General features: G+C 55.5%; 20 protein-coding genes. 5 read left to right on the top strand and 15 right to left on the bottom strand.

What is annotated here, in order from left to right; all coding sequences use genetic code 11:
* Positions 1 to 149: 149 nt before the first annotated feature.
* Positions 150 to 1,043: a LysR substrate-binding domain-containing protein gene (locus tag HX778_RS07270; RefSeq protein WP_176981617.1), complete on the bottom strand. Its 894-nt coding sequence runs from the start codon at positions 1,041 to 1,043 to the stop codon at positions 150 to 152.
* 130 nt (positions 1,044 to 1,173) lie between these two features.
* On the opposite strand from HX778_RS07270, the gene HX778_RS07265 reads away from it, so the two are divergent.
* Together HX778_RS07265 and HX778_RS07260 are read left to right on the top strand one after the other, a co-directional pair.
* On the top strand, positions 1,174 to 2,523 hold the full coding sequence (locus tag HX778_RS07265) for an MFS transporter (protein WP_176981616.1): 1,350 nt from the start codon (positions 1,174 to 1,176) through the stop codon (positions 2,521 to 2,523).
* A 122-nt stretch (positions 2,524 to 2,645) separates the two neighbouring features.
* On the top strand, positions 2,646 to 3,914 hold the full coding sequence (locus HX778_RS07260; protein WP_176981615.1) for a chloride channel protein: 1,269 nt from the start codon (positions 2,646 to 2,648) through the stop codon (positions 3,912 to 3,914).
* A 62-nt stretch (positions 3,915 to 3,976) separates the two neighbouring features.
* On the opposite strand, the gene HX778_RS07255 is transcribed toward HX778_RS07260, so the two are convergent.
* Positions 3,977 to 5,503 (bottom strand): peptide MFS transporter, encoded by a 1,527-nt coding sequence (locus tag HX778_RS07255; RefSeq protein ID WP_038479190.1) that lies wholly within the window; start codon positions 5,501 to 5,503, stop codon positions 3,977 to 3,979.
* A gap of 531 nt (positions 5,504 to 6,034) precedes the next feature.
* Between HX778_RS07255 and HX778_RS07250 the strand changes: the two genes are divergently transcribed.
* Together HX778_RS07250 and HX778_RS07245 are read left to right on the top strand one after the other, a co-directional pair.
* Complete coding sequence (locus HX778_RS07250; protein WP_176981614.1) at positions 6,035 to 7,750, top strand: lysophospholipid acyltransferase family protein; 1,716 nt, start codon at positions 6,035 to 6,037, stop codon at positions 7,748 to 7,750.
* A gap of 115 nt (positions 7,751 to 7,865) precedes the next feature.
* Complete coding sequence (locus tag HX778_RS07245) at positions 7,866 to 8,519, top strand: epoxyqueuosine reductase QueH (protein WP_038479185.1); 654 nt, start codon at positions 7,866 to 7,868, stop codon at positions 8,517 to 8,519.
* Positions 8,520 to 8,587: 68 nt separating this feature from the next.
* Here HX778_RS07245 and HX778_RS07240 read toward each other — a convergent pair whose 3' ends face one another.
* From HX778_RS07240 to HX778_RS07230, 3 genes are all read right to left on the bottom strand, one after another.
* Positions 8,588 to 11,557: an RHS repeat domain-containing protein gene (locus HX778_RS07240; RefSeq protein ID WP_176981613.1), complete on the bottom strand. Its 2,970-nt coding sequence runs from the start codon at positions 11,555 to 11,557 to the stop codon at positions 8,588 to 8,590.
* A 315-nt stretch (positions 11,558 to 11,872) separates the two neighbouring features.
* Positions 11,873 to 12,301, bottom strand: coding sequence for a hypothetical protein (locus HX778_RS07235; RefSeq protein WP_176981612.1), 429 nt, complete (start codon positions 12,299 to 12,301; stop codon positions 11,873 to 11,875).
* Between the two features lie 66 nt (positions 12,302 to 12,367).
* Positions 12,368 to 12,544, bottom strand: a complete 177-nt coding sequence (locus HX778_RS07230; protein ID WP_176981611.1) for a hypothetical protein — start codon at positions 12,542 to 12,544, stop codon at positions 12,368 to 12,370.
* Between the two features lie 441 nt (positions 12,545 to 12,985).
* Here HX778_RS07230 and HX778_RS07225 point away from each other — a divergent pair, with 441 nt between their 5' ends.
* Positions 12,986 to 13,345, top strand: coding sequence for a hypothetical protein (locus HX778_RS07225; protein ID WP_176981610.1), 360 nt, complete (start codon positions 12,986 to 12,988; stop codon positions 13,343 to 13,345).
* On the opposite strand, the gene HX778_RS07220 is transcribed toward HX778_RS07225, so the two are convergent.
* The 10 genes from HX778_RS07220 to HX778_RS07175 all read right to left on the bottom strand — a co-directional run bounded on the left by HX778_RS07220 (position 13,338) and on the right by HX778_RS07175 (position 22,414).
* Positions 13,338 to 13,880, bottom strand: coding sequence for a plasmid pRiA4b ORF-3 family protein (locus tag HX778_RS07220; RefSeq protein ID WP_176981609.1), 543 nt, complete (start codon positions 13,878 to 13,880; stop codon positions 13,338 to 13,340). The genes HX778_RS07225 and HX778_RS07220 overlap by 8 nt on opposite strands.
* Positions 13,881 to 14,624: 744 nt before the next feature.
* Positions 14,625 to 15,236: a hypothetical protein gene (locus tag HX778_RS07215; RefSeq protein WP_176981608.1), complete on the bottom strand. Its 612-nt coding sequence runs from the start codon at positions 15,234 to 15,236 to the stop codon at positions 14,625 to 14,627.
* A gap of 568 nt (positions 15,237 to 15,804) precedes the next feature.
* On the bottom strand, positions 15,805 to 16,116 hold the full coding sequence (locus tag HX778_RS07210) for a PerC family transcriptional regulator (protein ID WP_049111160.1): 312 nt from the start codon (positions 16,114 to 16,116) through the stop codon (positions 15,805 to 15,807).
* Between the two features lie 11 nt (positions 16,117 to 16,127).
* Positions 16,128 to 16,589, bottom strand: coding sequence for a single-stranded DNA-binding protein (locus HX778_RS07205; protein ID WP_045620588.1), 462 nt, complete (start codon positions 16,587 to 16,589; stop codon positions 16,128 to 16,130).
* Positions 16,590 to 16,927: 338 nt separating this feature from the next.
* Entirely contained in the window at positions 16,928 to 19,687 is a 2,760-nt protein-coding gene (locus tag HX778_RS07200) for a TOPRIM and DUF927 domain-containing protein (RefSeq protein ID WP_176981627.1), read from the bottom strand.
* Between the two features lie 11 nt (positions 19,688 to 19,698).
* Positions 19,699 to 20,325, bottom strand: coding sequence for a hypothetical protein (locus HX778_RS07195; RefSeq protein ID WP_176981607.1), 627 nt, complete (start codon positions 20,323 to 20,325; stop codon positions 19,699 to 19,701).
* Positions 20,322 to 20,513, bottom strand: coding sequence for a hypothetical protein (locus HX778_RS07190; RefSeq protein ID WP_126680708.1), 192 nt, complete (start codon positions 20,511 to 20,513; stop codon positions 20,322 to 20,324). The genes HX778_RS07195 and HX778_RS07190 overlap by 4 nt, the downstream gene beginning before the upstream one ends.
* Positions 20,510 to 20,788, bottom strand: coding sequence for a hypothetical protein (locus HX778_RS07185; protein WP_126680709.1), 279 nt, complete (start codon positions 20,786 to 20,788; stop codon positions 20,510 to 20,512). Before HX778_RS07185 ends, HX778_RS07190 begins: the two co-directional genes overlap by 4 nt.
* Complete coding sequence (locus HX778_RS07180; protein WP_255483357.1) at positions 20,785 to 21,579, bottom strand: host cell division inhibitor Icd-like protein; 795 nt, start codon at positions 21,577 to 21,579, stop codon at positions 20,785 to 20,787. The genes HX778_RS07185 and HX778_RS07180 overlap by 4 nt, the downstream gene beginning before the upstream one ends.
* Complete coding sequence (locus HX778_RS07175; RefSeq protein ID WP_176981606.1) at positions 21,572 to 22,414, bottom strand: antA/AntB antirepressor family protein; 843 nt, start codon at positions 22,412 to 22,414, stop codon at positions 21,572 to 21,574. Before HX778_RS07175 ends, HX778_RS07180 begins: the two co-directional genes overlap by 8 nt.
* Positions 22,415 to 22,418 lie beyond the last annotated feature (4 nt).

The raw sequence follows: 22,418 nt of genomic DNA, 5'->3' as shown, positions 1-22,418 counted from the left end.
GGGGCTGTTCGGGGGATGGCATTATCCCCCGAACACGTTCACCGGTGCGGCTGCTGCATATAAAACAAGGCTGGAAGTGAACGGAATATTAACCAGTCCTGCATAATCATGGATATTTGTGACAAAGAGGCAAAAAAGGTGGGGCAACCCTACTCTCCAGCGTGAAACTCCTGCTGCAGCCACGCCTTAACCTGCTGCACGTCCTCTCTCCTGGCCTTTTCGCGGCTGCTGACAAAGTAGTAATTCGCTCCAGGGAGCGCGCCCGGCAGCGCGATATGCAATAACCCCTGCTGAAGCGCGCGGCGAATCAGCAGTTCGCTCGCCAGCAAGATCCCCTGTCCGGCAATGGCCGCCTGAATCGCATGCGTTTCGTCATCAAAATGAATCCCGGTCTGCACGTCCAAATTCTCCGGCCCAAATACCGATTTCCAGTGCTGCCAACTGGGCTCCGGGCTCGGCACGTGGCGGTTATCAATATGGAAGAGCGTCATCCCCGGCAGATCCTTCACGCTCCTGAGCTTCAGCTGCGGGCTGGCCACCAGCACAAACCTGTCGCTATGCAGCAGCGTGCTGTCGAGAGATTCGTCGGCCTGCATGCTGTAGCGCACGGCGCAGTCCGCCGTGGTGCCGTTGAGATCGGCCAGCGCCACGCTGCTGTGAAAGCGCAGCTCCAGCGAGGAATAACGCTGATGCAAAGCAGGCAAACGCGGTACCAGCCAGTTAGTCAGGAAATTCGAGGTGGTGCTGAGCGTGAGCGTGCCGGGGTGAGAGATCGTGGCTATAGACTCAACGGCGTCCCGCAGCGTGGTGAAAATGTTCCCGGAAGCACGAAACAGAATCTCCCCCGCCGGGGTGGGCGCCACACCGCGAGCCGAACGAATGAATAACCGCTGCTCCAGCGAGTCCTCCAGCAGGCGGATTTGGTGGCTGATGGCGGTAGGCGTGACGCCAATTTCGTCAGCCGCGGCTTTAAAACTGGCGTGGCGGGCCACGGCGTCAAAGGCCCGAACGGCCGTGAGTGGCGGAAGTCGACGATTCTTCATGAATGAATTTAACTCATCCTTTGCTGAATAATATGATTTTGATTGCACTATAAATAAAGGCGTAGCCTGTTATCCACGCACATTAATCGATGAAACTTATTCATCTAAAAGAAAATAGCAGGAAACGCCGATGACACAAACTTATGCGGTACCCGCCGCCGCTTCCGGGCGCTATAGCGCTTTGTTCGCGCCGGGAATAGCGCAGGCGCTGATCGCGCTGGACTATGCGATTGTCTACGTCGCGCTGCCTACGCTGGCTGAGGATCTAAACCTTTCTCTCAGCGAGATGCAGTGGGTTGTTTCCCTCTATGGCCTGGCGTTTGCCGCCCTGTTGCTGGCGGGCGGTAGCCTGTGCGATCGGCTTGGCGCCCGCCGCATGTTCAGCCTCGGCATGGCGCTGTTTCTACTTTCTTCGGCGCTGGGCGGACTGGCGCAAAACGGCACGTTGCTGCTCGCCGCCCGCTGCGGGCAAGGGATGGCGGCGGCGTTGCTGCAGCCTGCCGTTCTGGCGCTGATGGCGCAACGGTTTCACGGCGAGGCGCATCGGCGGGCGCTGGCAATCTGGAGCGCTATCGGCGCGCTGGGATTAGTCGCGGGCGTGATGTTGGGCGGCATACTGGCCGCGCTGGACTGGCGAACCATTTTCTTTATTAACGTGCCGCCGGGGCTTATCGCACTCTGGCTGGTTCGGCGGGATTTTTTACCGCTCAGCCCGCAGGGTGAGGCACAGCGGCCAGGCATGGGTTCGCTGGTGGGCTGTTTCGCCGCCGGAGCGCTGGTATGGGCGCTGATGCGCTATGGCGAAACCGGGCAGGCCGACTATCTGGCTAATCGCATCGCCGTTGCCATGGGGATCTTGTTTATCCTGCACGAGCGCTATGCGCCACAGCCATTACTGGCCCGCTCGCTTCGCACCCTGCCGGGCTTGCAAACAGGCTGGCTCAGCAGCGCCTGTTATATGGCAAGCGTTGGCAGCCAGTTTTACGCCATGACCCTACTTTGGCAGCAGACTTTGCAGCAGGATGCCGTCACCACCGGGCTGATGTTCACGCCGCTCGCGCTGCTTATCGTGGCGGGCAATGCGCTGTATACCCGCCTGACCGCCCGCTACGCCAACGCAACCGTATTGGCCGCCGGGTTCGCCTGTTCGGCGCTGGGGCTGTGGCTGATTTCCGTCGGCTTAGCGTCGCCGCTGTCTGCGGTCTTTATCGGCGGGATTGCGCTCAGCGGGATTGGCCACGGGTTAATCTTCCCCGCGATGTTCGCCGTCGGCCTTTCAGCCACTCCGCTCGCCCAGCAGGGACGCGCCAGCGCGCTGATGGCCACCAGCCAGTATATGGCGGGGGCAATGATGCTGGCTGTACTCTCGGTTGTTCTCGGGCAGGCCCCTGATATGGGCGACTGGGCAACCGCCTTCCGGCTGCTGGGCGGTGCTGCTCTGGCAGGCATGCTGATAGCCGCATGCCAGAAAGCTCACTGAGCCGGAGGGATTTTACGCCGGGAAAAGCCGGGATGACTCGGGCATGATGAATGCTACATTTATACTAAATGTTTAATTCTTCTCCCTTATCATCCAGTTTTGCCCGCGTTAAGGATCCCGACATGACCCAGCAAACTGAGCAGGCTGACGCTAAAAACTATCCTGGACGCCTGGTTGCCGTCGTACTTACCGGCATTCTCGCCGGTATAGCGGGCATGCTTCTCGCGCTGATTTTACACGCTATTCAGCACCTGGCTTTTGGCTACAGCATCGACCAGTTGGTGGGCAGCGAGACGTTTCTTCAGGGCGTAACTGATGCCTCGCATCTGCGCCGCGTGGCCGCAATTATTGGCGGTGGCGCCGTCGCCGGGTTTGGCTGGTGGCTGCTGGCGCGTTACGGCAAAAAGAGAGTGTCTATTGCCGCTGCCGTCGCCAATCCTGCGGTGCCGATGCCGGCCGGCACCACCACTATTCATGCATTGCTGCAAATCATCACCGTCGCGCTGGGTTCACCGCTTGGGCGTGAAGTTGCTCCTCGAGAAATGGGCGCGCTGGCGGCGGGTATTCTCGCGCGGAAGTTCAGCCTGCCGCCGGACGAAACCCGCACGCTGATTGCCTGCGGTGCGGGCGCAGGCCTTGCTGCGGTGTATAACGTTCCTCTGGCCGGGGCGCTGTTCACCCTCGAGGTCTTGCTGCTTTCGTTTAGCTGGGAGAAAGCGCTGGCGGCGGTCATCACCTCTGCGGTGGCGGCCTGGGTTGCGACGCTTGGACTGGGGGATGAATCGCAGTATCACTTCGCCTCTTTTGCGCTTCCCCACGCGTTTATAGCCTGGGCCATTGTGGTCAGCCCGCTGCTCGGCTATGCCGCCTGGCTGTTTCGCAAAGCGACAACCAAAGTGAGAACGCAGGTAAAAACCAACTGGCAGATGCCGGTATTTTGCCTGTTGGCCTTTGCGCTGCTGGCAGCGCTTAGCCTGTGGTTCCCACAGCTGCCGGGCAACGGCAAAGGCCCAATGCAGCTTGCCATTAGTAATGGCCTGAGCGTTGACTATGCCGCGATACTGCTGGCGCTGAAAATGCTGGTGATCCTCGCCGTCCTGCGCGGTGGCGCTGAGGGAGGGTTGCTGACGCCGGGCTTAACGGTGGGTGCTTTGCTGAGCCTGCTGCTGGCCGTGGTCTGGCAGTTTGTCTTCCCTGGCGGGGACGTGGGCAGCTTTGCGCTGGTCGGCGGGGCCGCGTTTTTGGCCGCTTCGATGCAGATGCCGGTAACGGCCGTGGCGCTGGTGATGGAATTTACCCATATGGACCACAGCTATTTTGCCCCTGCGCTGCTGTGTGCCGCCGGAGCCTATACAACCTGCCGGGTTTTGGATAAGAAGTATCAGTACTGAATCTCTTCGGGGTAAAACCCGGTAACCCGCAGAAGGTTACCGGGCAAGATGTTTAAAAGCCGTTATTTGGCTTCGTTGGCGTCCGCATTTCTCAGCATGCTTCTCACCGGAATAATCAGCGCGGCCAGCACAATGGCGCAGATGACCAGGGCAATAGACACGTGGGAGAACAGCTCCGGCATCGAGCTAAGCTGATCCTTTTTGATATGCCCGCCCATGATACCCGCCGCGAGATTGCCCAGCGCGCTGGCGCAGAACCACAGCCCCATCACCTGGCCACGCATTTTCTGCGGTGCCAGCAGGGTCATGGTTGCCAGGCCAATCGGGCTGAGGCAAAGCTCGCCGAGGGTCAGCAGCAGGATGCTTCCGACCAGCCAGAACGGAGAAACGCCGCTCTGCGTCGCCAGCACCTGGTTTGCTGCCGCCATCATTACCGCAAAGCCTGCCGCCGCAAACAGAATGCCGATAACGAACTTCGTCATGCTGCTCGGATTAAGGTTGCGCTTAGCCAGCGACGGCCAGAACCAGCTAAACACCGGTGCCAGCAGGATAATAAACAGCGCGTTGATCGACTGGAACCAAATGGTCGGGATTTCGAAGCTGCCCATCTGGCGGTCGGTGTAGTCACGCGCAAAGATGTTGAAGGAGGTCGGCTTCTGCTCGAAGGCAGACCAAAAGAATGCCGCCGCAACCAGCAGGATCAGGCAGGCCAGCAGGCGTGAACGCTCGCTGCTGGTTAACCCGGCAAAGAAGAACATGAACAGGAAGTAGAGGCCCACGCAGGTGGAAATAATGTACGCGGAGCTTTTGGCGATAACCGTCGGGTTGAATGGAATTGTCCCGTTGGCGATCAGCACCACCAGCCCGGCTAGCAGCACCATCGCAAGCGTTACCCATTTACCGACGTTTTTACGTTCGGTCGTCGGGTGATTCCAGGTGGAGTCCAGCCCGACTTCTTTGTCGTAGCGGCGCATTTGCGGAATGGCATAGAAGCGGAAGATGAACAGCGCAACCAGCATGCCCAGCCCGCCCAGGCCAAAGCCCATGTGCCAGCCGTATTTCTCATGCAGCGGGCCGATGATCAGCGGGGCGATAAATGAGCCCATGTTGATGCCCATGTAAAACAGCGAAAAGCCCCCGTCGCGGCGGGTATCTTCTTTTTTGTACAGCGTCCCGACCATCACGGTAATACAGGTTTTGAACAACCCGGTTCCCAGGACGATCAGCAGCAGGCCGACAAAGAAGAAGGTGTTGCCCACGAATGCCGACAGCGCAATCGAGAGGTGCCCAAGCGCAATAATCAGCGAGCCATACCAAACGGCGCGGCGCTGCCCGAGCCAGTTATCGGCCAGCCAGCCGCCCGGTAAAGAGGTGATGTACACGCCGCCGGCGAAAATACCGACAATCGCGGAAGCCTGCTCAATCGGCAGCCCCATCCCGCCCTGAAGCAGCGCCGCACTCATAAACAGAATGAGCAGCGGGCGAACCCCGTAGAAGGAAAAACGTTCCCACATTTCGGTGAGGAAGAGCGAACTTAACGGGTACGGATGCCCGAAAAAGGTTTTTGTTTTTGTCGCAGAGTGACTCATCTGTGAACTCCCATAGGTTATCTTTTTTGATGCGGTGTTGATAAAACGCCGCTCACGGCGTTCTGTTGCTGTTTTTTAATCATAGGCTGGCATTCCGCCAGCGGCGGCTACTGTAGCGTAGATCTTCGAAAAACAGGCAAGGGGTAGAGCAACTTTATTGCTTAATTGATGCTTTTTAGAGTAAAAGTCGATTTAACTCTCATTTTACGATATAAAACTTTCATTAAATGCGCTTAACGCTTGACAACAAAATGCCTCATTACGTGCAATAAAACACTTTAAAAACAATATATTAAATATTATTACGTTTCTTTCACGCAACATCTGGATTTAGCCTACTCTTCGTCCGGGTTTACTCTGTCAACTGAGCCAAATACCCCGTTTTTTGTCCACGTATCTGGTCCAACAGGATAAAAAATCGACGCGACTGGCCTCCTCTCGCGTCCCACATCCCTGAAACGTCACCTCGCTGACACGCAACGTTCATCTTGATCTTCTACCGTCGTGCCCAGAACGGTAAGAGGAGCGAATATGTTTAGTCTCGATAACGTACTTGACGACCTGTGGCCCCAGGCAAGGCCCGCGCCCTGGCAAAAAAACCTGTTAAGACGCCTGCTGCATGAGGAAGAATTCCAGGCCTTTGCCAACAATAATCCGCACCTCCGCGGGCTGGATATGATTGAACAAGTCCTGGATCACCTACACATCCGCTGCAATATCTCTCCCCGCGAATTAGAAAACATCCCCGAACACGGCCCCGTGGTGATTATGTCCAACCACCCAACCGGCACCCTTGACGGGCTGGCGCTGCTGTACGCCGTTTCCCGCGTTCGCCGGGATGTCAAAGTGGTGACCAACCGCCTGCTTAATCACCTCGAGCCGCTTAGCTCGCTGTTTATTCCGGTCGACAATATCAACGGGCGCACGCCTAAATCGTCCCTTGTGCTGATGGACAGGCAGCTGCAAAACGGCGGCGTGCTGATTTTCTTCCCGGCGGGCGAAGTTTCTCGTTTATCTCGCCAGGGCATTGCCGACGGGCACTGGCACACCGGCTTTATTAAGCTTGCCGCAAAATACCGCGTGCCGCTGCTGCCGGCGTTTATTCATGCCCGGAACAGCGCACTGTTTTATGCCAGCGCGCTGGTTTCCCCTGCGCTGCCGATGGTGCTGCTGATGCAGCAGATGTTTCGCCGCCGCAACTCCAACCTGCCGGTAACCCTTGGTCAGCGTATTCCGTGGGAAAGCTGGCATAGCCCGCAGCAGGCCCCGCGAGAGTTGGCCAGGAAGTGCCGCCAGCACGTTCAGCTGCTGGGCAAAGGGCTTTCAGGCAAGTTCACGACGGAAAGCGCCATTGCCCGGGCGGAAGACCGCGCCACGCTGCGCCGGGAGCTGGCAAAAGCGGAATGCCTGGGCCGCACCGCCGACGACAAAGTGATTTATCTTTGGCAGCGCAGCGACTCAAAAGAAGAGGCTCCGCTGCTGCGCGAGCTGGGGCGGCTGCGTGAGATTGCCTTTCGCGCCGTGGGTGAAGGGTGCGGCAAACGCCGGGATGTGGATCGTTATGATGACGATTACCTGCATTTGATCCTCTGGGACGAACAGGATCTGGAGATCGTCGGCGCATACCGCTTTATGCCAACCGCACGCCAGATTGAAAAACGCGGCGTAGACGGGCTGTACAGCTACAGCCTGTTTCACTACGACGAGAAGATGGACGATGTGCTGCAGCACGGTATCGAGCTGGGGCGCAGCTTTATTCAGCCTCGCTACTGGGGCCGCCGTGGCCTGGACTATTTATGGTCGGGCATTGGCGCTTATCTCGCCCGTTACCCGCAGTACCGCTATCTGTTCGGCCCGGTATCTATTTCCGGAGGCCTGCCGCCGGACGCACGCGATCTTCTGGTGGCGTTTTACCGACTGTGGTTCCCGGCGAGCCATCCGCTTGCCGCCTCGCGTAGCCCATACCCGGCGAGCCTTCCCGCCGTGCTGGCGCAGTTCAAAGGGGAAGACTACGGTGAAGATCTCACCCGCTTAAAATCACTGCTCAGTAATATGGGCTGCGGCATTCCGACCCTCTATAAGCAGTATTCAGAACTCTGCGAACCGGGCGGCGTACAGTTTATTGATTTCGGCAGCGATCCGGCCTTCAACAACTGCGTCGACGGGCTGGTTTTGGTTGATTTAACGTTCCTGAAAAAGAGCCGCTACGAGCGGTACGTCGGGATGCATTTATCGGGGCTGGCATAGCAGTTCTTTAAGGCGGGAGAAACAGCCTCCCGCCTCACTCTCGGTTGGCAAAGCCCATTGACCACATTTTTAGTGGTACAATTCTCGCTATTTTCCTTCTTTCCGCCGACAAACCATGACCACCACCGAATTTAAGCGCCCAAAACTGACGCTGCCGGACGGCGCAAGCAAGTTGCTGCTGCATACCTGCTGCGCGCCCTGCTCTTCCGAAGTGATAGAGGCTTTGCTTGCCTCTGGCATCGACTTTACGATTTTTTTCTACAACCCCAATATCCATCCGCAACAGGAATATCTCATCCGCAAGGAAGAGAATAAGCGTTTTGCTGAGCAACATGGCGTGCCCTTCATCGACGCGGATTATGACGTCGATAACTGGTTTGCGCGTGTGAAAGGCATGGAGTGGGAACCCGAGCGTGGAGCCCGCTGCACGGTCTGTTTTGATATGCGCCTTGAGCGCACCGCGCTTTATGCCGCAGGGCACGGTTTCGGTGCAATTTGCAGTTCTCTGGGGATTTCACGCTGGAAGAATTTTGAGCAGGTCTGCGACTGCGGCCAGCGGGCGGCGGCTCGTCATCCGGGAATGTTTTACTGGACCCACAACTGGCGTAAGCAAGGCGGCTCCGCGCGCACGGTAGAGATCTGCAAACGCGAGCAGTTTTATCAGCAGGAATATTGCGGCTGCGCTTATTCTCTGCGCGATGCTAACGCTTACCGTAAGTCACAGGGAAAAGCGTTAATAAAACCGGGTAAATTTATTTCTGTTATATAGAGTTAACATAAAAGATTAACAGGCCGTTGAGCCTGTTAATCCTTTTTATCTCTTCAGGATCCTAGCGCTTAGCTGGCAACTTTTTGCCATCGTTGTTGTACAGTACGGCGCTTATCAATAAGAGGGGCATGTTGAGGAGTAGACACCATGCCATTGCCTCTTTCAATGAAGCTCTGCTGCCAGTGTGTTGGTAGCGCTGTATTCGTGGATGCATAAAAGTTAAACAACTCCTCACTGGTATCAAAAATACTCCATGCGCCCTTATGCACCATCGCTACCGGGAATGGCCCTGGCCGGGCAACTATGCCAAGGTAGCCGTTATCTTTAACCACCTTATCGTTTTCATACTCCCACATGTAAGGGACAAAACTGACCTGAGGCCCGTGACGAATAACATTCATAGCCGTCAATTCGAAAGGTCTGGAGGGATCAACTTGCGCAACCCCCCTGTTAATCAGATCTTTTACACCTCTTTCTTCAGCACTTTCCGCTGCGGGTATGTGACCTCTCCCCCCCGAGAATTTAATAATATCGTGCATATCATAATCACCGGTGTACGGCGTGATCACTTTATGTTTGATCCACGAATTCACCAATTCATTATCCATAGTAGAAGTAAGACTTATTGGGTAAGCTAAATCCTCTCCACCAGCTTTGTTATGAGCATAAATTCCCTGCACTCCAGATTTATCCCACTTGCCAACCCGACCCACAAAGCCGCTTGCTTTTGCCTGTTCAAGCGCCGCCCCAGCTTTTTCCCCATAAGACGATTTCAGAGATCCAGGTTTAATGGTTTTCTCAAGAATATTATGGCCCTTTGCTGCAGCCCCTTCGCCCAAAGCTGTAATAGTAAAAGTACCAGCCTCTCTGACGCTCATGGCGATATTTTTTTCAATGGATATGCGTTCAAACACCTGCATATGTAAAGGGTGAACAAAGGCTTCTCCGACTAATTTCCTTGCGCTTTGTCCTTCACGGAGTAATCCATTGCTGTCATGGAAAGACGTAGGATTGTTTCCTACCAGCAAATACAGATTCAGCCCGTCCACCGTGCCCGCAGGGTCAGCGCTCAGCCAGCGGCCTACCCACGGCTGATAATAGCGGTAGCCGTAGTAATACAGCCCCGTCGCGTCCCGCTCTTTGCCCGAGTAACGGATAGTTTTATAGTTGGCTTCAGTCTGGCTTCTGGCCGCCAGAATGGCCGTGCCGCCGTACGGGTAGTACTCTTCCATGCTAATCAAGTTGCCGCTGCCGTCCAGCTCCAGCTGGCTGCCGCCGGTGAGATTGTCGTAGCTGTAGCGCAGCGGGTCGTTGTTCACGCCCGCCGGTTTGCCCGCCGCCCAGTGCAGCACCCGCACCTGCGCCCGGCCCGCCTCACCCACGGTGATGACCTGCAGGCTTTCCGTTTCCGTACTGCCGGTTTGGGTGGTTCGCAGCTCCAGCCCCGGCAGGTACAGCGCCCGCTGCGTCTGCGTGCTGTTCCCGGTTTGCTGCGTGCTCACCTTCAGGACGCGCTGACTGCCGCAGTCATAGCGGTAGCTTTCGCTGTCGCTCGCCTTGCCGTCGCGCTGTACAGGACTCACTTTCAGCAGCTCGTTGCGCGCCGTCCAGTTCAGCGTCTGACCCGGCTGCAGCTGTTTTTGCTGTCCGCCCGGCGTGAACAGCCCGTCCACATCCGACGGACTTTTTGCCAGCGTGCTCAACACGCCCCGGTTGCTGCGGTCGCTTATCGTGATATCCGTGGTGTAGCGGTTGTTGGTCGCCGCCGCGTTGTGGCGAATCCGCGTCAGATTGCCGCCGTTATCGTAGGCGTAAGTGCGGGTGTATCTGGTGAAAGCGGCACTGTCTGTCGGCAGGGGGATGGCGGCGGTAGGGAACTTACTGCTCTGCTGGCCCGCGTTTGCCATCTCGCACCCGGTGGTGCTGACCAGCTGGTACAGGCTGTCGTAAACGTAGGTATTTTCCGGCACCACTTTCTGATTTCGCCAGAAGCGCGTCTCTTCCGCGTCGTTGCGGATGCTCAGCACGTTGCCCACAGGGTCGTAGTCGTAGCGCAGGTCCTGCAGGACTTTTGCCCCTGAGGTGTGTCCCGCCGGACGTTCGGTTTTAATCCCCGTCAGGCGCTGCGTCTCAGGTTCATATGAGTAGGTGGTCACCACGCCGTTGCCGTGTTCTTCGCGCAGTTTCTGCCCGGCGGCGGAACAGGTCAGCGATTTCACGATGACCTGCTCCTGGCCGCCTTTCAGCGTCAGCCAACTGCCCGCCAGCAGGCCAGCTATGTCATACGCCACGCGCTGTACGTTACCTTTTGCATCGGTGGTGGTAAGGACGGCGCCAGTCGCGTCGGCGGTGCTCTGCGTGGTCAGCGTTTCTGCGCCCAGCAACTCGTTCCAGGCAGATGCATCCGCCCCCTGCCAGTCGGCCACGTTATCCGGGTTATCGGCGTCTTTCAGCAGGCGACGGGTGACGGACTGCGGTACGCCGGTCAGGGCTATCGCGTCGGTCTGTTCCTGACCGGCGGTATCGTAATGGCTGATGCACAGCCCCGCCAGGTTCAGCTTTTTTTCTGCCGCACTGTTGCCTGCGTATACAAAGCGCTCCGCAATGCGGGCGGTTTTGCCTGTGACCTGTACCGTCACGCTCAGCGGACGCCCGGCGAGTGAAGCTGCTTCATACTGCCAGGTGTGCGTCACCGCCTCGCTCTTGTCTCCGGTGACGCCGACATTGCTGACCGCGATAAAAGGCCGCCCGGCCACGTCGTTCAGGCTCACGGTGGTGCCGTTGTCCACGCCCTGGGCGCACAGCACGTTACCGGCCAGGTCAGTGATGTACGTGAAGTTTGCCAGGCCCGTCGCCTGCAGGCGCGGGTCGGCGCTGCGGCTCAGAAACCCGCCAGGATTATACTGCTGCCGGGTGATACGTTCGTTGGTGGTGGTCAGGGTGTCAGGATGACGGTGATATTCGATACTGCGGACGCTCAGGCCCCGGTTGTCGAGAACCGTGACCGAAGGGGTGTGGCTGAACAGCGATGTATGCATAGATTTCTCTCGATAGTTAACTACGCGCCCTACTCCCGGCATTGAGACCCCAGGGAGCAGGGCGTTATTTGTTACTGGGATGCCGTATCGTTCACGTCTTCAGCAAACGTAAACCACGGCGTGAACAGCGTTCTCCTGAAGTCTCCTTTTGCCGTTTTAACCTGATATTCCCGGCCTATTGCATCGAAGTAGTGAGTGTCGGCATACAGAATGTGTGAGGCGGCATCCGCGACGATTCGGCCGCCATCCAGCTGCTGTCACAATAGACCAGACATTGCGCCACCGGGATCGTGGTAATGATAGCCAGCGCCTCTTCTACCATCGTCGGGACGGGGAAGGTACTTTTTCTGTCGAAGGCTGTGTGTACCCCTGCGCCACGCCGTTTTCAGCCCCCCAGAACCGAGAGCTGGTCGGCCGTCCCCAAGCGTCCAGAGAGACTAACTGATGGTTATCGTTAGGATCGATGAGGTGATTGGGCGTCAGGAAACGATAGCCATAATCCGCATGGGTTCCGGCCCCAGCGGCATCCTGAATATACGTCACGGCACAATAATGGGTATCCCAGGTGATGGATGTTTTCTCGGTCAGCAAGGTGTCTTGCTGTTGCAGAGGGCGATAGTACTGGCTGGCAGAGCCAAAGTCCGTGAAACCTTTGCGGGCAAACCAGACCTTAGACTCACTGGTCAGCGCCAAAGACCGAGTGACTGAGATATAACCGGCCTGCATCAGTTGCACGGTCAGCATCACGCCTAAATCTTTCAGCAGCTTAGCATCATATTGACTAAAACGGGGCGTAAAATGTGACCAAGCTCACGTGTCACCTGACCAGTATTCAGCAGGCAGCGTGTCATCAACGCTACGCACGCCGGTTGCGAACCAGCTCACGTGCCGGGAAGGAACGATAATATTATCTGAACCCGTGGCCTCCAGCTTGCGGGCCAGGGATGCCCACTTCCCCCAGGCCCATTGCAGAAGCCAGCGGTGCAACGTCAACGCTGCCAGCCACCACGGAGGTCAATAGCCTCCGCCGTTTATTCTTATCCGTCGCCAGCGTGTCTTCTTCATTCCCTGCCCCTGGGGTCAGGGTCTCTTTCACCAACAAGGTGAGGAATGGTCTGAGTTTGAATTTCGCGTCGGTATCGCACCAAAGCGTTACGAAGAATGTAGAAAAGTTTCGGGTGGATGCATCAGAGAAGGATTGGAGCGGGCGAAGGGAGTAGAACGAATCACAACAAAGCCTTACCTCAAGCCATTTCATGAGTTTTTATTTTCATGCCTATACACATTCCTATACACATTTATCTCTCGCTAGGGCTGTTCGTAGGCGCTCTCCTTCTCCATTGATGGCTTAAACTTCACGGTCACAATCTTGCCGCCGCACATCTTATTGTATGATACCTCTATCCCACAATAAGGAATCAGCCAGCCATGAGAATAACCAGCCGTAAAAAAGAGATACTCAGTTACTTCAAGCCGGATAACCTCGAATGGGTGACAGGTGAGATTGGTGCGCCGCCGTTCGATGTATCGGGCGTGGCCTACCTGCTTCATGGAATGGGATCATTCGGTAAACGCCACCAGCTCGAATCCACCCGGCGAACTCTTGAAAGCATGGTTGATAATGGGTTGCTTGAGCGGGTGACAGTGTATGAATCGCGGCAGGTAAACCGTGGCGGTGAAACCAGCGCTACGGTCGTGCGCTACGGTTTACCGGGACAGTGTGCCGTTGTGCGAGATAGTGGCGGCGCTGATAACGCAATATCAGGCGAATACATGCGGGTCAGTTAAGAGCCTGCAATCTGTCGTTAATGTTGTTCAGGTCGTAAACCCGGCGTTCAATATCCAGCATCAGGAAATTGCGGATCTCGGCTTGTTCAGGATTATCAGATTCTCTGGCCTGTAAGAGCAATTCATTGTAACCATGCAATCCCCCCGAATTTTCCGCCGGGGTAGTACCCTTCCCACGCAGACAGCTAACAGGCTGGATACTGGTATCATGGGTTTGCTTCTCCAGCACAATAAGACAATCCCACCAGTCGCCAAAGTCATACGTGTAAACCAGCTTGTCACCCTCATTCTGGATCGCCGCCCATAGTGGCGTGATTGCCGCATTACCCATGCTTTCACCCTCACCACATACGCGATACTCGCTACCTAGATCACCTTTACGGCCTTTCTCGAACATATACAGATGTTCGTCATTCCAGCCAAAAGCCAACTGGATCACCGCGTGAAGTTCACTAAAGGGGATTTGCTCTGGAACCAGCACACGCCGCCATATTGGTGGTTTGCTGTCTCGGATGGTTATCTTTAGCTGGTACATGCAAATCCTGAATAAATGCGAATCGGAAGGATAACGATACTGACGCACTCACAATTCTGTAAAGGTGAATAAAGGTAATTTGCTTAATACGCATAAGTTACATGCGGAATAATCCCGTATCTACCTGCGCGGCGCTGGCTTCTTCCACTGGTAGGCAGGCGCTCGCATCATCTCCCCGAACCGTTTACGCCGGGCAATATCATCAGTGACGCTGCGCTGTATCTCTCTCTGGTCGGCTGCTGTAATGCTGTGGCCTGAATACTCCAGTTCTGCGACTGTCAGGGCGGCTATTTGCTGCGGGGTCATTGTGTGGCCTCTCCGTTCTGCTGCGTACCTACTGTGTACCTACTGCCAGCCAGTGAGTAAATCACGTTTACCCTGTCGTGATGTGCGTACCCCATTTTAACCCCGATTTGCATGGCAAGCCCCTGAATTACTGCGCCTCTGTACCTGAAAAAAGTTTTCTAACCTGCGGCGGTGCAAAGGTAGGTTAGGCGGCGGTCCTTTATAGCGAGAGGGCTGAACTCTTTACCCGCCCCTTGCCCTTGTTTGAATTTTATTTTTCGCGGGTATAAACATTCGATGAGGCGGGCAGTCCGTAAGGCTCAGGGTTGCAGAGATTTGGCCTCCCCCTCCCGATGATAGTTTATTGCTTGATGTGGACGGCTTGCTATATTGGCGGCGAATGCAAATTGTCGCAGAAGTCTATCCCGTTCCCTGACGCCCCGTGCGGGCGTTTTGCTTTTACAGAGTCAGGCCAATGCCTCTGGCTGCTTTCCCCGTCTTACGCTCAATCACGCCCGTGATTCTGTCCACTACCGGGCTGAATGCCTGCCAGTAAGCCATCTCCATAACTGATAATTCTGCCCGCTTCCTGTCAAACGTAGCCCAGCGCATCCCCTTTGGTTTCGGGAACATGCGAATGTCATTAAACAGGTTTTTGGCAAGGTCATTATTGCCCCATATCGCGTATCGCTGCTGGCGTATCTTCATACGCATTCTGTCCAGTCTGTCGGCGCTCTGGCTTTTATAGTGAAGTTTCCAGCACGCCCGGCAGCCAATGTCTTTCTTGCCGATATACAGCTTTGCAGCCCGTTTCATACAGTGGGGACAAACGTACCATTCCCGCACGCCATATCCGGCCTGCGTGGTTGTAGTGCGAATCGCCCGCGTCACGCCGTTGATTGTCATGGCGTAGCTGTCGGCTTGCCGGAAGGTATACAACGTTCCGCTTTCGGTCTGGGTATAAAGCTGTGTACCCGGTTCAATGTCTGCCAGCCTGCGACGCATGTTCGCAAGGAATGGCAACCCTATGCGGGGCAGGTCGGTGGTATAGCTGCGCGTTCTGTCTCTCACTGGCTGGCCTCCTGCGAATTACTGCGCATTAACTGCGAACGGTGCGCAAATTGAATACGAAATAATATGCGTATTTTACTGTAAATTGCGCACCAATTTTGCAATTTCACATCAATAAAGCCAGTAACCGCGCGGGTCGAGGATGGTTTGAGCATTGGTATCCGTTTCGTTTTTCGCAGATTTTTGGTGAACTGCGCAATTCGCAATTTACTGCGCCCAAAACCTTAGCAAAACTTAACATATCCGTGGTGCTACCAACTGCGAATGGACTAATCTGCGCCAGTAATATCAGTCCTCTCCGCTATTTTGCGAATTCGCATTTCGTTCTGCGCAATTTACGACGCATTCGCAATGCCACGTTAGAAATCATCAGATGGTACGCACGCTGAATGCGCAGTTTTGCCGCGTACCTGACTGCGTACTGCGAACCAGTGGCGCGAACCAGAATATTTTGGACAACCTAAATCACGTTCTGGCTTCCAGCCCATGACTGGCGCGGGTTAAGCGCTACGAGGGTTTAAAATCTGTCAAGAACAGTCCAGAATTTACAGCCGTTTTAGTGCGAACATTACTGCGAACTGTCGCCCCCGCTGGTGGCCTGTCGTTGCTTCTTACCACCATTTAATCGGAAGGCATTGCCGTTTGGTTGCGCTATCCCCATGCGGTGTTGTGTCTCAGTGACTGCTTTATGCAGATCTCCGTAATCATCGGTTTTCACTGGTGGGCGCTTCACGTTCGTCAGACACGTATCACGGCGCTGCTTTACCCATTCCCGATCATCGTCCTCAGCACAAATCATCATGACTTCCTGCCAGCGTGTAGCTGCCCTGCGATACAGCCCCTTTGCTTCCAGTTCCTCGGCTTTCCTGTCGTTTACCATGCTTCTCTCCCTCAGAATTGCGCTTCATCGTCGAATGGCTGGCGCTGGTCAAAATCATCAGGGGTGTTATATATTTCCCATCCCGGCGCGGGTTGCGTGGTATGGCCTTTGTTGACTTCATTTTTGCTAGCTGACGCGCCACGCTTTCCGCCCGGCCTTGCTGTCCTCGCACTGATCACGCTGTCGGCTACTACCTGATACCCCTGCTGCGTTCCTCCATCCTTGCCCGTCCACTGATTGACCTGCATTGTTCCGGCAACACTGACTAAATCGCCTTTAACGTGTTCTGCCAGTGCGTCGGCCTGTTTGCCGAATGCCACCACGCCCAGCCAGAAAGTAACCTCTCCGCCCTCTACTGCATGGCAGGGGAGTGCCACCGCTAAACGCCCCATTGCCATGCTGGTTCCGCTGTTCGTCGTTCTGGTCTGGGGATCTGCCACCAGCCGCCCGTAGGCTGAAATTTGTGCTGTCATTCTTTAGCCTCTCTCATTTCGTTTCGATTTTTTTATATAGTAAGCGCAAATAGTGTTGGTTCAGTTGGTTCAGTTGGTTCACGGGCTTACAAGCCGCGCCATTACTGGGTTTTGCTGAACCAACATTTGTGATTTCGTGTTGGTTCAGTCGCCTGCTTTGTTGGTTCAGTGCCAGCCAGTGAGTAATCTCGTCTTTTGTGGTGTTGGTTCAAAATGGGTATTTGTTGGTTCAGTGTTGGTTCAGATATCGGATAAAAAACCTTAAAAAACAATGATACTTACAAATTGAACCAACTGAACTAACTGAACCAACACCAAAACTACGTATGTGAATAAAATTACTCTTCTGGCTGGCAACTCTCCGGCATGTAGTGGATCACGTAGACATTGAATTGCCGCCCATTGATACGAGGGGATTTACGCTGGTAGCCTCTGCCACTGGCTGGAGGCGTCAGCATTCCGGCATTCTTTATCGTCTCGGCAAACTGTTTTGCATTAAACCCCCTGGCTATCTCACCCTCAAACGCAGCCGGGAAAGTGTAGAAAATCATTGGATCAGCATCGTGATTTCCCTTTGCCCGGTATCCGGCAAGGTCTCGAATAGGCAAATCTGACTGGTCGTAAGGGAAAGGCGCGTATCTGCTCAGACCATGCGCATTCAGAAACGCCTCGCACTGTTCAACGATCTGCTGGTGCTCTTTGTTTCCCGTGCCGAACTCACGCAACCACGCATTGTAGCTGTGCTGTATCGCATCACGGCAGGCTTGCACGTCCCATCCGGTCACAACGCTGCCCAATATCAATGCGGCTTCCAGAATGGCAAACCGCGCCCCTACACGGTGAACCTGTTCGCCATAGTCGGCAGGTATCAGGCTGCGCCAGCGGGCTTCACACTCACGCACGGTATCAATGGCCTGTTTTTGGTGGTCTGAAAGCCATCTGATCCACTCCCGCCCGGCAGCGCCGTGATTGCTCTGCCACGCGGATTTTAATGCGTCTGCATGGTCTTTCCCTGTCTGGTGCTCATGAAAGCGCACCGCCTTACTTAACGGGATATTCAGCAGGCGCACCAGTTGCCCCGCTTTTGTCTTGCGTCCTGCGGTGGCAATGAACGTTTCTAAATCCATTTCCCCGGTGCTGATTGCCACGGTACGCCAGCGTTTTAGATCCCGGTTTCCGCCTTCTTTCGCGCCCTGTAATTTCCCCACGCCGTTAAACAGGGCATAGGCAGACTGAGAAACGCTTATCGGGTCTGCGCCCTGTCCGACTTCATCCAGCGGCATCAGTCCGTCATTGTGGGCGGCGGCCTCGTTTATCAGCCCCAGCGCCGTCCCGTACCACGTCAGGCGCAAGGCATCAGGGCTTCCGTATAGACTGCTCGCCACGTTCTGCGCGGTTGTTTTCCCGGCGCTCGATTGCTCATAGAAGTGGATACCGAATCCGTCACGCTCTGCCACCCCGATTAATGGCGCTGCCAGTGCTGCGGCAATGCCTGTCATCATCGCGTAGTTGCCGTATGCCAGCCGCGCAACACTGTTACGCCAGCTTTCCGACGTTCCTGCTACGGTATACCCGGCAGCGGCTGAACTGCGCCCGCTGAACAAAACAGGCCGCTCAGGTGTGCCGATGATTTCCCCGTCCGGCATGATGTATGCCCCGCACTGCCAGCCTGTAGCATGAGCAACGCGCCACAATTCACGCGAGCCGCTCCGCTGTAGCCAGTCTGCAAGAATCGCCCGTAAACTGTTTTTCGTGGTGACGTTGACGCCGCCCGCTTTCAGGGTACGCCAGCCTTCACGCTCGCCAATATCAGCCAGGGGGATAGCCGCTGTTGTCGGTATGCCTGCGCCAAAGGCCAGCCAGCGCAGTATCAGGTACTGATCCTTATCGTCCCGCCCGGTGCCGATAACGTCCATCGATGAGGCCAGCCAGCTTTCATTGTTGATAATCTCGCCGCTTTCCTTGTCCACTTTAGGCGTGATCCAGTAAACACCATCTTTGCGGCTCTCAATGCGGGGTTTTAGCGGGTCTTTCTCTGGATGGTCAGTTTTACCGCCCTCAATGGCCTGTAGTTGTGGTTTCACGGCATCCCCCTGAATCTGGTACATCGAATCGTTAAAAGCGGCTGTAGCGGCTTCCAGCCCGTTTTGCTGGCGGTAGTCGTCCCAGTCGGCTTTATGGTCTGTCGGCGGCAGCGCCACCCAGCCAGCCACGGACAAGGCGGCTTTCTCTGCGGCATCTTTGCCCGTGTTCGCCTGTTCGTCCTGCTGGTGGTCGTTATCTGCGGCAATGACAATCTGCGCGGCTGGATATATCCGGCACATCACTTCGGCAACGGGTAGCAGGTTGCCAGCGTCGATTGCTGCCACTGTCAGCGCCTCCGGGCGCATCAGGTGAACAGACAGAGCGGTAGCCAGCCCCTCGGCAATTAATACGCTCTGCGGCTGTTCTGGTGCGTTTACGGCGTGATATGCCCCGCGCTTCGCTGAACCTGTCAGAAGTCGCTTCTCTCCCTGCGGTGTAATGGTCTGCGCTGCTGCCACTGCGCCGGATTCGTCCACCAGCTCCAGCAATAACGAACCATCCGGCATAACCGGATAGTTAAACCCGGTCAGCCCTTTTGATTGCAGGTACTCAGATTCGCCCCGTGTGACGCTCTGGCGCATTCCGGCATACAGACGGGCAAACGTAGCCCTTCGCTGCTCTGCGTCCTCTGCTGCCTGTTTCTGGCGCTCCTGCTCACGCTGCTGGCGGTCAGCTTCCAGTTGCTCTCTTCTATGGCTCGCTGCCGCCGGGTCGGTTTGCGCTGCCCGGTAATCAATACCCAGCACGTCAGCGGCAAGCTGTGCCGCCTCCGTGGTGTCGCAGTTGTTAACCCGCTTGATTAAATCCAGCCCGTCACCAGCGCCACACTGATTGCAGATAAAGTTACCGCGCCCGTTGTCGTCGAACCGGAAGCGATCCGTACCGCCACATGCAGGGCATGGGGAATGGCGGCGCGATGAATCAGGCACGTCGATAGACAGGCCAGCCAGTACATAAGGCCAGTTGCCAGCGGCGGCGGTAGTCACTTCGCGGATAAGGTCGATATTACGCATCATGCTCCCCCTCAGTGTGCCACTGGCATTGCAGGCCAGCCGTTTTCATCCAGATCAGCAATGAAGTGATCGTGAAGTTCTGCCAGCGTTTCACGTCCGAACGGGGTCAGCTCTCCGCGTTCCGCATCCAGCATGGCGCGGTAGAGCACAATGGCGTTCTCTGTTCCTTGCTCAACGCCGTAGCGCTCAATCATTGCGCCCTCGATGTTGTTCGCCATCGCCAGCCGTTCAGCAAACGGGTAAATCACCATGCCCGCATTACCATTGGAGTAAATCGCCACCTGCGATGTTGTGCCGTCAGCCTCCGTGACGTAGGTTGTGCCGTTTTCGCGCTTCATCTCAGAAATGAACGTGGCAGCAATCAGCCAGCGCCACATAGTGACGTTATGCTGCGCGGTGAAGTCGAACCAGCCACGCTCCCCGCCATCAGCAACGGCAAAATGAATGGCGTAGCCGATATCTGGCGTATCGTCGTACTCTCCCGCATCCAGACGGCTTACAGCGCTCTCATAGGTGATAATGGCTACATGCTCATATATCCCGGCATCATTGCGTGTCATGATGTTCACGCCGTCCGGTGTGGCTTCTGCGTTGAACGGTTCGGGATTATCCGTCTTTAATGTCTGTGCGTTGCTCATGCTTTCACCTCCCTGTATTCACGCTGCTGAACAGCGGTGACTGCTCCCATACTCCATCCGTTGCCCTGCGCTTCTTCTCTCATACACTGAACGGCAATATCGGGCGTCTCTGCCTCGCCGTACCATGTGACCGGGATCGGCGCACCAGAGGCATCAAAACAGGTTGCGGTAATTCGAAACTGTTTCATTTGTCTGCCTCCAGTCTCGCCTGACACTCTTCAATTCTTGTCACGGAGTGAATCTCAAACAGCCACGCATACAACTCTTCACGTTCCGCGCTCGCTGTTATTCCGGGCATAATCTCCGTCAGCACATGGCAAAGGCCAGCACGTACACGCAAAAGGCGGGCGCGTGAAACATTCTCCGGGGTGTGTGGTTCGGTGATTTCACCGCAACCCAGCGCGGCACGAATGCGGTTACTTACTGCTGTTGCTTCCTCAATCTGGTCAGGTAACTGGCTCATGCTGCCACCTCCAGACGGATACGGCCTGCAAAGAAACAGACGTGATCCTGCGCCAGAGTGCGGCGGGCTTCGCGCTCAGTTTCAGCAGCAATGTGATGGATTTTGGCGGTAATTGTCGGCATATCGCGGCGAACGGCTGCGATTAACCAGATAAATTGTGGATTTTGGGTAGGGGTAGTAGCCAGCATAGCGGCAGCCTCTGATTCATGGTTTTGAGAACCACCACCGGAAACGCCAATTTCGCTGGTGGTGAACTGTACAGGGTTGGCGTAACCGGGAATCAGAGAAACCGGCGCGGATTGCTCCGCCCCCATACAGTCCACCATTGAACAGGTGTAACTGCGCGGCACAAAAAAACACGCATGGCGCGTGTTGTGCGCTCTGATAATTACCGGGACGCCAATCCCGACACCAGATTTTGCTGGTGCGCTATAACCATAAACCGGTTTGGCGATAGTCGGCAAGCCCTTTTTTATGGACTCCAGAAACTCACCTTCGCGCGTGCGCGTACTGTTGCATAAATTCCCTGCATCTAGTGGTGATGTCAGAAAAATCTTCCCGCCTCGTGTAGTGATGATGGAAAAATCTTCCTCGCGTAGTGACCCCCAATAAATCTTCGTGCGCGTACTGGTCTCGAAACTCTCCTCGTCACCACGACGAGAAAATGAGGAGCTGGCATTAGCTGGCACTGTTATGCCAGCTTTACCCTCATGCCTGTGCGCGATCCCGCGCAAGGTACACATCAGGCCAGCCAGGGGAAAGGCTTTATTCTGGACGGTGGCGTTACGCATGATTAGCCCCCAGATGTTTAGCTAACCAGCGCTGAGAAAGGCGGATTAGTTCGGCTTTACGCAGGTCATATCCCATACCCATATCAATCAGCGTAATGTTGGTGCTCTCCAGGTAGGTGAGGTGTTCCAGTTGCCCGGCGTTCATGCTGTCGCGTGGTTCGCCAGTAATGCTATTCGCCTGCGTCCACTGCTTCGCCGTCATGCCACCCAAAACAATGCGGGCGATCATGTTGCTCTCATTGCTGTAGTGGCGAGCCTGCGTCTGTTTACCCTGCTCTGCGCGGGCGCTTTCCAGTGCTACGCACATCGGTTTAAACAGGCTGGCGGCACTGATACGGGCTTTTAGCTGGCGGCGATACTGAGCGGCAATCTCCGGGGCGCTGCGCTGTAGTGCCTCTTCACACTGGATGAAGTAACGGCGAACGGCGCGACCTTGTTCGTTTCGCTCAACCATTGCCAGTTCTTTAGCCATTCCCAGAGAAAGGCCATAATCTTTACTGCGACGGTCGCCGCCACGCTTTGTCACCCATCCGGGGCTACCCTGTTCAAAATTTGAACTTTGATTCCTGAAATCTGAGGAATCAAAAACCACGTAATCAGCATTCAGGCTAAAGCCATATTCATCAATGCGTAGTTTTATCCAGGTTGAAAAGTCGTTACCTACTCCAAGCGCTTTATGCAGTGCCTTAGCACTAACAATACTGGCCTCACGCCCGCCAATTTGACCGGAAATAACGGGAACAATAGCGGCAAAGTCATTAGTGCTATATTCGCCCTGGTTAACGCAGGATTGTGGGGCGGCCTCCGAATTGAATCGGCTTTTTTCGATAGTCATGTTT

The organism is Cedecea sp. P7760, from assembly GCF_013386425.1.
GTDB lineage: Bacteria > Pseudomonadota > Gammaproteobacteria > Enterobacterales > Enterobacteriaceae > Cedecea > Cedecea selenatireducens.
Note: the sequence above shows the minus strand (reverse complement) of the source record. Positions and strands in the feature narration are given on the sequence as shown.

What these genes read in the sequence shown, in the direction of transcription:
- HX778_RS07270 (WP_176981617.1), bottom strand. Translation starts at nt 1,043, where the DNA reads ATGAAGAATCGTCGACTTCCGCCACTCACGGCCGTTCGGGCCTTTGAC.
- HX778_RS07265 (WP_176981616.1), top strand. Translation starts at nt 1,174, where the DNA reads ATGACACAAACTTATGCGGTACCCGCCGCCGCTTCCGGGCGCTATAGC.
- HX778_RS07260 (WP_176981615.1), top strand. Translation starts at nt 2,646, where the DNA reads ATGACCCAGCAAACTGAGCAGGCTGACGCTAAAAACTATCCTGGACGC.
- HX778_RS07255 (WP_038479190.1), bottom strand. Translation starts at nt 5,503, where the DNA reads ATGAGTCACTCTGCGACAAAAACAAAAACCTTTTTCGGGCATCCGTAC.
- HX778_RS07250 (WP_176981614.1), top strand. Translation starts at nt 6,035, where the DNA reads ATGTTTAGTCTCGATAACGTACTTGACGACCTGTGGCCCCAGGCAAGG.
- HX778_RS07245 (WP_038479185.1), top strand. Translation starts at nt 7,866, where the DNA reads ATGACCACCACCGAATTTAAGCGCCCAAAACTGACGCTGCCGGACGGC.
- HX778_RS07240 (WP_176981613.1), bottom strand. Translation starts at nt 11,557, where the DNA reads ATGCATACATCGCTGTTCAGCCACACCCCTTCGGTCACGGTTCTCGAC.
- HX778_RS07235 (WP_176981612.1), bottom strand. Translation starts at nt 12,301, where the DNA reads ATGCTGACCGTGCAACTGATGCAGGCCGGTTATATCTCAGTCACTCGG.
- HX778_RS07225 (WP_176981610.1), top strand. Translation starts at nt 12,986, where the DNA reads ATGAGAATAACCAGCCGTAAAAAAGAGATACTCAGTTACTTCAAGCCG.
- HX778_RS07220 (WP_176981609.1), bottom strand. Translation starts at nt 13,880, where the DNA reads ATGTACCAGCTAAAGATAACCATCCGAGACAGCAAACCACCAATATGG.
- HX778_RS07210 (WP_049111160.1), bottom strand. Translation starts at nt 16,116, where the DNA reads ATGGTAAACGACAGGAAAGCCGAGGAACTGGAAGCAAAGGGGCTGTAT.
- HX778_RS07205 (WP_045620588.1), bottom strand. Translation starts at nt 16,589, where the DNA reads ATGACAGCACAAATTTCAGCCTACGGGCGGCTGGTGGCAGATCCCCAG.
- HX778_RS07200 (WP_176981627.1), bottom strand. Translation starts at nt 19,687, where the DNA reads ATGCGTAATATCGACCTTATCCGCGAAGTGACTACCGCCGCCGCTGGC.
- HX778_RS07195 (WP_176981607.1), bottom strand. Translation starts at nt 20,325, where the DNA reads ATGAGCAACGCACAGACATTAAAGACGGATAATCCCGAACCGTTCAAC.
- HX778_RS07190 (WP_126680708.1), bottom strand. Translation starts at nt 20,513, where the DNA reads ATGAAACAGTTTCGAATTACCGCAACCTGTTTTGATGCCTCTGGTGCG.
- HX778_RS07185 (WP_126680709.1), bottom strand. Translation starts at nt 20,788, where the DNA reads ATGAGCCAGTTACCTGACCAGATTGAGGAAGCAACAGCAGTAAGTAAC.
- HX778_RS07180 (WP_255483357.1), bottom strand. Translation starts at nt 21,579, where the DNA reads ATGCGTAACGCCACCGTCCAGAATAAAGCCTTTCCCCTGGCTGGCCTG.
- HX778_RS07175 (WP_176981606.1), bottom strand. Translation starts at nt 22,414, where the DNA reads ATGACTATCGAAAAAAGCCGATTCAATTCGGAGGCCGCCCCACAATCC.